8 protein-coding genes are annotated in these 10,150 nt (G+C 57.4%); 4 read left to right on the top strand and 4 right to left on the bottom strand.

The annotated features are described in order from the left end of the window. Window positions 1-116: 116 nt before the first annotated feature. The 3 genes from HMPREF2559_RS03750 to HMPREF2559_RS03735 all read right to left on the bottom strand — a co-directional run bounded on the left by HMPREF2559_RS03750 (window position 117) and on the right by HMPREF2559_RS03735 (window position 3,582). Window positions 117-383: a hypothetical protein gene (locus HMPREF2559_RS03750; protein WP_066509997.1), complete on the bottom strand. Its 267-nt coding sequence runs from the start codon at window positions 381-383 to the stop codon at window positions 117-119. A 406-nt stretch (window positions 384-789) separates the two neighbouring features. After that, the gene (locus tag HMPREF2559_RS12955; protein WP_070539579.1) at window positions 790-2,598 is read right to left on the bottom strand and encodes a sugar transferase; all 1,809 of its coding nucleotides are present in this window, start codon (window positions 2,596-2,598) and stop codon (window positions 790-792) included. A 42-nt stretch (window positions 2,599-2,640) separates the two neighbouring features. Beyond that, window positions 2,641-3,582, bottom strand: coding sequence for an NAD-dependent epimerase/dehydratase family protein (locus tag HMPREF2559_RS03735; RefSeq protein ID WP_066510003.1), 942 nt, complete (start codon window positions 3,580-3,582; stop codon window positions 2,641-2,643). Window positions 3,583-3,879: 297 nt separating this feature from the next. Here HMPREF2559_RS03735 and HMPREF2559_RS03730 point away from each other — a divergent pair, with 297 nt between their 5' ends. The 4 genes from HMPREF2559_RS03730 to HMPREF2559_RS03715 all read left to right on the top strand — a co-directional run bounded on the left by HMPREF2559_RS03730 (window position 3,880) and on the right by HMPREF2559_RS03715 (window position 9,248). Continuing rightward, window positions 3,880-6,177 (top strand): glycosyltransferase, encoded by a 2,298-nt coding sequence (locus HMPREF2559_RS03730; RefSeq protein ID WP_066510005.1) that lies wholly within the window; start codon window positions 3,880-3,882, stop codon window positions 6,175-6,177. A gap of 28 nt (window positions 6,178-6,205) precedes the next feature. Then, window positions 6,206-7,138 (top strand): glycosyltransferase family 2 protein, encoded by a 933-nt coding sequence (locus HMPREF2559_RS03725; RefSeq protein WP_066510007.1) that lies wholly within the window; start codon window positions 6,206-6,208, stop codon window positions 7,136-7,138. Then, entirely contained in the window at window positions 7,135-8,538 is a 1,404-nt protein-coding gene (locus tag HMPREF2559_RS03720) for an oligosaccharide flippase family protein (RefSeq protein ID WP_070539575.1), read from the top strand. Before HMPREF2559_RS03725 ends, HMPREF2559_RS03720 begins: the two co-directional genes overlap by 4 nt. Before the next feature lie 149 nt (window positions 8,539-8,687). Next, a complete protein-coding gene (locus tag HMPREF2559_RS03715) occupies window positions 8,688-9,248 on the top strand; it encodes an excalibur calcium-binding domain-containing protein (RefSeq protein ID WP_070539573.1) in 561 nt (186 codons plus the stop codon). A gap of 62 nt (window positions 9,249-9,310) precedes the next feature. Here the strand turns inward: HMPREF2559_RS03715 and HMPREF2559_RS12700 are convergent, their stop codons facing one another. Beyond that, a complete protein-coding gene (locus HMPREF2559_RS12700) occupies window positions 9,311-10,039 on the bottom strand; it encodes a hypothetical protein (protein ID WP_141759180.1) in 729 nt (242 codons plus the stop codon). Window positions 10,040-10,150: the final 111 nt, after the last annotated feature.

The following is a 10,150-nucleotide window of genomic DNA, read 5'->3' as shown; positions in this document are numbered from 1 at the left end:
ATCAGGTGTCCACCAAACAGGGGTCAGGTCCGTAGTTCTTTCGAGGATAGGTAGAAGTTGATTCGAAAGGTACCCATGATGGTCGCCCTCTTTGTCCTTGGGGCTCATCTCAGGAACTAACTTAGTCCATGACTTCGCCCCTCGATGATCGTGTTTTCTTGTTCTTCGAGTTCTTGGAGGAATTCGGCGTTGAGTTCGTTCTTTGGGTCGTCTTTGAGGTCGAAGGTGTTGTTGACGTCGTTGACGAAGTCGTTGGCGAGGCGTTGGCCCATGGGACGGAAGGCGGCATAGGTAAGCGTGCCGGCGACGACGCCGCCGAGGACGGGGACGACTTTGGTGACGGCGGAGCCGACGGTTTGTCTGGTGATTTTCTGGCCGAGCATGACAGCGACTTTCTTGACGACGGGGTACCAGACGATCTTAGTGAGTGCTTTGTTGTCGACCTTCCTGACAGCTTGTGTGGCCAGCCATGCTGGCGGCCTTGTTGATGAGGGCGGCGCCGGCGATGTCGAACATGGTGCAGAAGTAGTCGAAGACGCGGAACTCGGCTTGGCCATTGAGCGTGTAGTCCTCGCCGGTGAAGGTGGCATAGGGGAGCGGCTGAGGATGACGTCCAGGTGCTTGTGAACTTCGGGCTCGGAGCTGAGGAGTTCCTCATGCTTGATGTTGAGCAAGAGAGGTTTGGCATTGATGTCTCAGAAATCGGGTTTGGGGACGTGCGTGGTTTCCCGAGACTCAACGGGTGTAAGGCCCAACAGTAGATGCTGTGTCTAGGAGATTTGGATTGGGCTAGGGTTGCGCATTCAGGGAATTGCTTAATAGACCTTCGATGGCGTGCAGGTTGGCCGACACGCTGTCCACTACCTTCTGCCGGCCGGCGGTGGAGGCTCGTGCGATGTTCTCGGCGGCATCTTCGTCGGTAACAATGGAGTGGAGGGCGGCGCGGAGGGCATCGGTGGTGTTGTCGATGACTTGCTCGTCTTCGAGGAACGAGCTGCCGGAGACTCGGGTTGACATGACGGGGACGCTGAGGAGAAGAGCCTCGAGCATGACGGTGCTGAAGCCTTCTGCGTGCGACGGGATGAGGAACAGGTCTGAGTTCTTGATGTAGGGGTAGGGGTTGGTTTGGTAGCCGTGGAAGTGGATAAAGGGGGCATCAGCGGCAAGCTCCTGGAGATTTGTACGCTCCTGACCATCGCCGACGACGTGAAGGTCTATTGCGGTGCCCTCGGTGCGAAGGTCCTTCACCACGGTGATGAGGCGATCGATGGCCTTGACAGGGACGAGGCGTCCGACGACGGTGAGGTCGAAATGATCCGGGCTGTAGGTAGCGGCGGAAGAAGTATCGAGGGGAGTCTCGCCGAGTGCTTCGATGCGGGCGATATTGATGGGGTTCGGAGTGACCATCGAATCGATGGGCTCACCGACCTCCTGGATGAAGCCTTGGCGGGATTCCTCGGAGACGAAGATGATCTTATCGAAGCGGCCGTAGCGACGAAGCTCGGAGTCGTGAGTCTTGAAGAATTGCGCGGACTTGTGGTTCTTCGCGAAGTCGGTGTGGATCCAGGCCAGCTTGCGGGCGCGGGGATCGGTAGAACCGCTGATGATCTTTGCAGGGATGCCTTCGAGGAAAGCAACTTCGACGTCATAATGCGAGTAAATAAACACGCGATGGATGGCTTGTGCGGGCATAAACCACCAGAGCTTGGCGTAGATGCTCGCAGCGAGCTTGGTCTTCGCGCTTGCCTCAGCATTGAGCGTGCCGGAAGAGTCCGTGGTCCGCCTCTTTAGGAAGGACGGAATCTTGATCATCGTCTTGTACGTGACGTGCGGTGCCAGCTGTTCCTTGTAGATACCGGTATCGATAACCGTCATGACGGTGACATCGAACAGCTTGGGATCGAGCGCTGCCGTGAGGTCGACGAGGACTTTTTCCGCGCCGCCACCGCCTAGCGTGTGGATGAGGAAGAGCACCTTGCGTCGGCGCGGTTGAGCAGAGCTGCCTTCGACGTAGCCGTCACGCAGCGCCACTGTGGATACTGTGTTGAAGAGACAACGCAGGTCCATAAACAGCGAGATGTGCTTTGCGTAGAAAGAGTCATACTCGGCTTTTTCTACGGGGTTGGCGGCAAGCTCATCGCGGCCGTTCACCTGTGCCCAGCCGGTAATGCCGGGGCGGATATCGAAGACACCGCGTTTGCGACGCTCGAGGCGGAGGTCCTCCTCATTCTTGGCGGCGCCGGGGCGCGGGCCCACGAAACTCATGTCGCCCTTGAGCACGTTGAGTATTTGCGGAAGCTCGTCAATGGAGGACTTACGCAGCCACTTGCCCAAAGGCGTGATGAAGGCATCCGGATCCTTGAGCATGTACGGGGGAAGGCTCGGCGCTTCCGTGTACATGGAGCGGAACTTGTAGATCTTGAACGGCTTTTCATCCTTGCCGAGGCGTTCCTGTTGGAAGATTACTGGCCCCTTGGAGGTTGCCTTGATGGCAACGGCCGTCGCAGCCATGATGGGTGCGGTCGCGAGGCCAAGCGCGGTGGCGCCGACGATGTCGAGGCCGCGCTTGAGAACGCGACGGTAGAGCACATGCTTCATGGAGAGAATACTTTCTTGCGGGAGCCGGTGGTGTGCAGGGACTTAGGCTTCAGCCGTGCGGAAATACTCGACGGTGCGGGCAATGCCCTCTTTGAGGTCAACCTGTGGGGTCCACCCGAGAACCGTCCGTGCGCGCTCGAAAGAAAGGGAGGAACGGGGAAGATCGCCGAGGCGAGCGGGTTCGTCCGAAGGAGCATCGGCTGCGCCGACCGCTGCAGCGACCATGCTATGAAGCTCACGGTCTGAGGTCTCGACCGAGGTGCCAATGTTGAAACGCATGCCGCTTCCCTCAGTTCCTGATGCAGCATAGAAGGCACGGACTAAGTCACCGACATACACGTAGTCGCGGGTATTGGTACCACCGCCGAAGATCTTGGTGGGTTTACCATCGAGCAGTGCCTGCGAGAAGATGGCGACGACGCCGGCCTCGCCGTGCGGATTCTGACGGGGACCGTAGACGTTTGCCGGTGCGATGAAGCTGCAGTCGAGACCGTACAGGTGACGGAAGGTGTTGAGGTAGATTTCACCGGTGGTCTTCGATGCCGCGTAGAAAGAATGCGGATCCACTGGGGTGTCCTCAGTGACGGGGAACGTCTCTGGCAGACCGTAGATGGAGCCGCCAGAGGAGGTGTGGATGATCTTGCGGACACCAGCGGCACGTGCGGCCTCCGCCAAGCGGATAGTCGCCAGGATATTGAGCTCTGCGTCGTGAATGGGATCCTCGACGGATTTGCGGACATCGATTTGGGCTGCGAGGTGGAAGATGACCTCGGGGCGGAAATCGCCCACGACTTTGTCAATATCCATGGTGAGCAATTCAGCCACTACGAGCGTGACCTGCTTGGAACCATCGTGCTGAGCCAAGTTCTCACGGCGACCGCTGCTCAAGTCGTCAATGACGAGAACCTCGTGTCCTTCCGAAACAAGAAGGTCGACGAGGTGGGAGCCAATGAAGCCGGCGCCGCCGGTGACGATGGTACGCATAGTTTCCTTGAGATTGAGTGTGGATGTATGAGCCGCCTTGTGTGTCGCTCTATACATCCATGAGATGTGCAGTAGTCCCTAATAGCATAGCGGGTTTGAGTTCCTAAGCAATCCTCAGGCTCGGAAAACCGTGTGATTGTACTGGCGTGTCTGTACATGATCGCCGGTTGTGCGGGGTGCTTAATGCAGAGTTTTGCTGAACACGTCCGATTTTGGGTGCTCGCTACTTGGGCTGACACAGCTTTGCGGCCGCTTTTAGTGTATTTTCAGTAAAGACTAACTACTCGACATACCGATATGCAGTCCATGTTTGTGGACTCCGGAGTTGACTTTCACTGTGAGGAGCGCGCCGTGCTGCAGCGTGTAGAAGCTTGGATATTTAACGGTTTTCTGTTTTCGCTTATTTTCGCCACTTTTAACCGAGAACTGCTTGTGTTCGGCCAGGATGCCCGGCTTGTTCCTGCCGGCCTAGGGCTCCTTACTTTCTTTATCGGGTTTATCCGGTGCGTGGGGGAGAAGCGGTGGCCGCGATTGCGGGTGGCTGGTGTCAATCACTATCTGTTGTGGTACTTCGTCTTCGCGATGGTCTGCAACGTGGCGTGGAGTTTCAGTGACCTTGAGTTGGTTCAGGACCAGTTCTTCACTGTGGCGCTAGCCAATGCGCTGAACCTGTTCTTCTGGTTTACGGTCATTGCCTTCCGGAGTCGGTTGACGTGGCGAGCAACGAGCGTGAGCACACACATTTCGGGCGCTTTCCTCTTCCTTAGCATGTTCCTCGTGTACCGCGGTCTCGATCTGCGAAACTACTTCAGCGAGTATGCTGGCGGATTTTCTGATGGTATTTCCTGGACGCCCCTAGGACTGGTCCGCTACGCTGGTTACGCCCAGGATCCGAATTTTGCTTCTTTGTTCATGGTTGTGTGGGCAACGGTTGCGATCTTTGATGCGTGGCGTGCCCGCAATATTGGATATTTGCTCGTGGTGCCACTGGCTGGATTCGGCTTTGTGATGAGTTTGTCGAAATCCATTCTCGTGATGCTTGTACTGGCGGTCTTCCTCGTTGCTGTCAACCGTTTCTTCATTGGAGCCATTGCTAAAGAGCTGGCGCTACTGGGAATTATTGGCGGTACGCTGCTTGCTGCATTTGAAAAGATTCAGGTGCCTACCGAGACCCTGCACACCCGCGTCCTGTTGTGGCGGAGCCCCGTTCAGTGGTTCTCACAAAGCCCGATTATCGGCAACGGGTTGACCGCTGCTCGTTCCGCAAATATCGACCAAGACTGGTACGTGCAAATCCACAGCACCGTGGTCCAGACCTTCGTAGAGCTGGGGATCATCGGGCTTCTTCTTTACTACCTCGCTGTGCGTCGCACACTCATGAGCGGCAGCAGCGCCGTTGTATTTATCACGGGTGCGTATTTGGGAACTATGCTGACGTACGAGACAATGTCGCACGCCTTTTCCATGCTCATACTTGGCATTATTCCGCTGGCCATCAAACAAGCACCAAAGAAGAAGGCTAAGCCCGCCTCCATATACGTCATCAACGGCATTGCCCACGGTGGAGCCGAACGCGTGGTACAGAATATGGCGAACAACGCGCGTGACGAGGAAAAGGCCATCATTTACCTGTTGGCGGAAAAACCCTCGGATGCTTACGCCCTCGGCCCCAACGTCGAGCTCAGAGGCATCGGCAAGCGCGGCTCCAAGCTGCTCCTGCCGTTTTACCTGTGGCAACTGAACCGCCGGCTGGAAAATGATTGGGCACGTTATCGCATTACCCTGGCGACCGCACACCTGCCATTCGCGCAACTGGTGGTACGACTGAGCCGATTCAACGCGGACTTCATTTATGTCAATCACGGCATGGTTCATGTCAGCAACACGGGACTTTCCGGGCTGATGTGCAAGTTCCTGTACAACCGACGCTGCAACGTTGCTGTGTCGAAACAGATGCTTGAGGAGGAGGTGCACCAGAACTTTGGGATCCGCAGTCGCCGTGATGACTACATTTACAACCCCATTGATATGAAGGCGATTGCCGAGCACGCAGGTCCTGAAGTAGCCCGTGAAAAATTGGTGGTGTCCGTGGGGCGCTATTCGCCAGAAAAGAACCTGAGCGTTGGCATCGCGGCATTCGATGCGAGCGGTCTCGCTCAGGAAGGCTACGTATATAAGCTCTTAGGTGAAGGGGATCTACGGGAGGAACTGCAACGCGATATTGATGCGCGTGGGCTCACCGAGTCTGTGGAGCTGGTGGGCTTTGTGGACAATCCTTTTGCTTACATGCGGAAGGCAGCCGCACTGCTTCATCCTGCGGACTACGAGTCCTTTGGCATGGTGATCGCCGAAGCACACGTGTGCGGCTGCCCAGTGGTGGCTTTTGATGTGCCCTTCGCCGCGCGTGAGGTGATGCCCGGTCGACTGCGGGAGTATCTGGTGGAGCTCAACGATACGGAAGCGATGGGGGCGACACTGCGTCGTGCTGTGAGTGCTACGTATCCGATCGAGGATGCAGCAGATTTCCTTGGCGAACTTGAGCCAGAGGTTGCCATGGCGAAGTATTACGACCGCTACGAGCGGTGGTGCAGGTAGCGCTTCGGAGCGCTAGAGAGGAATTCCCGTGACGACCGTATCTATAGTGATGCCCGCATACAATGCGATGCGGCACATAACCGAGTGCTTGGACAGCGTCCTCGCGCAGAACTACGACGACTTCGAAGTCATTGTGGTCAATGACGGCTCGAGCGATGAGACACTCGCCGTGTGCCAGGACTACGCGCGCCGGGATGCGCGGGTCCGGGTTATCGACCAACCCAACGCGGGAGCTGCGCGTGCCCGTAATCGGGGCGTGGCTGAGGCGCACGGTGAGTTTGTGTCTTTTGTAGATGTCGACGATGTGGCGCATCCGCACATGGTGGGGCGTTTGGTGGAGACCGCGCGATGTTGTGAGGCAGACATCGTGAGCATGAGGTTCACAGCATTCGAAGATGTCTATGTCCCCGGCGTCCTAGGAGACGAGCCGCGGGTACTGACCTCTCGTGTTGCTCGTTCGGAACTGCTGTATCAGCGTCTGGTCAATGCTCCCTACGCCAAGCTTTTTAGGAAAGAAGTCTTAGGGGCTGCATCATTTGTGGCTGATACCCGCGTGGGGGAGGATCTCCTCATGAACCTAGATGCTTTCGCGCGCGCGAGAACAATTGTGGCGACGGAGGATGAGGTCTACGGCTACCGCCAGCACGACGACAGCACGATGCATTCTGTTCGCCGTGAAGACCGGATGCGCCTAGTCACAGAGATCGAAGCCCGGCGTGAGGAAGAGCTCTCCGCGGCCTTTGATAATCGCCTGTGTGCCGAAGCGTTGTACATGGTCTTCGAAGCCTCCACTGCTGCGGAGCGTCGGTCTGCTCTGGCGCTGATGAAGCGGTACCGACGCGTGGTGCTTTCTGATGCACAGTCTTTGCCGCAACTGCGTATCTATGCCGCGGCTAGTTATGCAGGGGCCTGGCTACCGGTCGCGATTCATGAGTGGAAAGCACGGGGCGCACATCGATGAGCAAGGGTGGCGAACTCTTTAAGAACACGCTGATCTTGGGGCTGGGCAGTCTTTCCGCCCAGATTGTCGGTTTCATCCTTCTGCCGTTCTATACGCACGCTCTGGCAACGGACGAGTTCGGCTTCGTTGACCTTATGACGGTGGCGTTCTCGCTTGTGATTCCGGTACTCACACTCCAGATTCACATGGCGAGTTTCCGCTTCCTTATCGATGCGCGTGACTCACGTGAGGAACAACAGCGGATCGTGACGAATACGCTTGCCCTTTTAGGGCTGTTCTTATTGTTCGTGGTGGTTGTCGCGGCAGGGGTGTGGCTCGCTTTCCGCCCGGCTCATTTCTTGCTCGTGGTGGGCGTGGGAATCTGCATGACACTTCTGCAGAACTTCGGCCAGATTTCGCGTGGTCTTGGCTTTAACCTCCACTACGCGATGTCCAATATCATCACCGCGGCGGTAACGCTTGTGGGGGCGCTGGTTTTTGTTGGCGTGTTCCATTGGGCGGTGGCAGGCGTGTTCAGCGCGCTTATTATCGCCAATGCCCTGGGTGCGTTCTACCTCTTCTTCGTACTTCGCATGTGGACACTCGTCGTTCCGTCTTTGCGGTCGAAGTCTCAATGTCGCGCGATGCTTGCTTATTCCGTTCCGCTTATCCCGAATGGGCTTGCATGGTGGGTTAATAATGCGGCGGACCGTCTGCTTATTTCCTTCTTTCTTGGCACGGGTGCCAACGGCATTTACGCGGCTTCCGCGAAGTTTGTCACCGTACTCAACGCGCCCAATAGCGTTTTCACGATGTCTTGGGCCGAGTCGGCATCAGTCAATATCAAGAGCCCTGACCGCGATGAATTCTTCTCCAGCGTCGCGAACTCGGCGCTCAAGCTCTTCGGTAGCGGCGGTCTCGTCCTCATTGCCGGCATGCCGCTCCTTTTCAAACTTATGATTTCGGACGAATATTCCGGCGGCCTGGTGGTGGTGCCGGTACTCGTGGCTGGCGTAGTCATCAACGTCCTCGCCGGAATCTACGATGCCGTGTATGTAGCGAAGATGCAGAGCCGACGCGTGATGGTGACGACTGTCCTCGGCGCCGTGGTCAACCTGGTCCTCAACGTTGCGCTCATTCCGTTTATCGGTATTCTGGGCGCGGCGACAGCGACGACGGTGTCGTTTGCGGTCGTTGCCCTTGTCCGTGCGTGGGACACCCGGAAAGCAGTGCGGATTCGCTACAACCTCCGGGATGTGTCGGCCTTGGTGGTGGCCTCAGTTTTTGTGATTGCTAATTTCTATCTAGGGAATTTGCTGTGGAACAACATCGTTTTGGCCGTGATGATCGTTTTTGCTCTGGTGCTTAACCGTAAATATGTTGTTATGGCATGGAAGAAGGTGCGGGGTCGGTTGGGATAAGCGGCCCTAGGTCGCGTCTGGGAGCTGTGCGGTCTAATCTCGACAGTAAGCGTCTTGAGCGAGCCGAAACGTTTGCGGTTGTGCGCTGCAAAAATAGTCCCGAAGTGCCAATTTCTGGCAAATGGCTGACTAGAGTCATAATACCTTCTGTGAAGAAGAAATCTCTCGGCCTCCTGCTTGCAGCGGCCCTCTCTTTCGGCGCTGTCTCTCCGGCGTATGCGCAGAATCTTGATCCCTCGACTACCGAGGATTCAACGAATTCGACCGTGGTGAACCCCGGAAATGAAAACGATGAGAACCAGGAATCCGACTCTGTTGAGTCTGACGCGGCTATCATCGTTGGCTCGGTTGTTGGTGTCGTTGCTTTGGTCGGGCTGATCGGCGGCGGCGTGTACTGGGCAGTCCAGCAGCGCATGATTCCGAATCCGCTGCCGGGGATCATCCCGAATCCGCCGCGGATTGCCAAGCCTGCACCGGCCCCTGCGCCTGCTCCCGCACCAGCCCCTGCGCCAGCGCCTGCACCGGCTCCCGCACCTGCGCCAGTCCCGGCTCGCGTGCATAACGCTCCGGCGCCGGCTCCTGCACCGGCGTCGACGTACTACCGAAACTGTGCGGCCGTGCGGGCGGCCGGCCAGGCTCCGCTGTACCGCGGCGAGCCGGGGTACCGTTCGGCTCTCGATCGCGACAACGATGGTGTTGCGTGCGAATAGGCACTAGAACGCTTGCTTGATACCTCGGGGCTGCGAAGCTGAGTGAGGCGAAAAGCTGATAGTTAAACAAAGAGGAAACGCTTCGATTGCGGCGTTTCCTCTTTTTGTTTTGGGGTCTTGGCAACCAAGGGCGAGGTTAACGAATGCCCGGCGATGTGCTTCGCGGTGGGGCAGCGATGATGACAAGCGGTGAGGGGAGTGCCGGGCTGGGGTAAGGGGTGCATCGGAAAGCTGGGGCTAGCTGACCGGATAGGTAGCTCGGCCGAGCGCCCTGGCGCAAAGGAGATCGTGGACGATGAGCTCGACGGGCGTGGTGGTGTTCTCGAGGACGAACGCCATGGCGTTTTCGACGCTTTCGCCCATGGGGACCTCGTTGACAAGTGAGCCGATGGAGTCTTGGTGGGGAAAGGGGCATCGGCAAGCTGCTTCGATTGCAGGGCGTGGAAGTCGCTGGGGAGAAGCGGCATGAGCGGCTCGTTCGTTTTATTGGTGGCGGTGAACTTGAACAGGATGATGGGCGCCGTACCCTGCTCGTTGCCGTGCTCGCCGGCGGGAACGACGTGGTGGTCGCGGATATCGATGGTCAGCTCCTGGGTATCGACGACGTTGTTCGTGAACGTGGTCGCTGCGACGGGATCGGTGCGACCATCGAACTTGGGAGTCTCGCTGGAGATCTTGGTGAAAGCATACGAGGAATCCTTGTCCGGGTTTTCGTCCGTGAAGCTGAAGGCCTCGCCGTTGACGAAGAACTTCACGATGTCATCATCCGAGCCTGATTGGGATGCCGCCATGACGCCCTTGTTGCGGTGGGACGTTGATACACCACGCTAGCGGACGCAACCGGCATGGGATGCCGAAGCGTTCGAACAGGTGGGGTTGCCCGCAAATCGTGGACACGTAGT

The sequence above is a fragment of the Corynebacterium sp. HMSC072G08 genome, assembly GCF_001809185.1.
GTDB classification, from domain to species: domain Bacteria; phylum Actinomycetota; class Actinomycetes; order Mycobacteriales; family Mycobacteriaceae; genus Corynebacterium; species Corynebacterium phoceense.
The sequence above is the reverse complement of the archived record's forward strand: the minus strand, read 5'-3'. Positions and strand labels throughout refer to the sequence as shown.

Bases quoted from the DNA above. Each gene is read 5' to 3' on its own strand.
- HMPREF2559_RS03730 (WP_066510005.1), top strand. From the start codon at position 3,880: ATGCAGTCCATGTTTGTGGACTCCGGAGTTGACTTTCACTGTGAGGAG.
- HMPREF2559_RS12700 (WP_141759180.1), bottom strand. From the start codon at position 10,039: ATGGCGGCATCCCAATCAGGCTCGGATGATGACATCGTGAAGTTCTTC.
- HMPREF2559_RS03750 (WP_066509997.1), bottom strand. From the start codon at position 383: ATGCTCGGCCAGAAAATCACCAGACAAACCGTCGGCTCCGCCGTCACC.
- HMPREF2559_RS03720 (WP_070539575.1), top strand. From the start codon at position 7,135: ATGAGCAAGGGTGGCGAACTCTTTAAGAACACGCTGATCTTGGGGCTG.
- HMPREF2559_RS03735 (WP_066510003.1), bottom strand. From the start codon at position 3,582: ATGCGTACCATCGTCACCGGCGGCGCCGGCTTCATTGGCTCCCACCTC.
- HMPREF2559_RS12955 (WP_070539579.1), bottom strand. From the start codon at position 2,598: ATGAAGCATGTGCTCTACCGTCGCGTTCTCAAGCGCGGCCTCGACATC.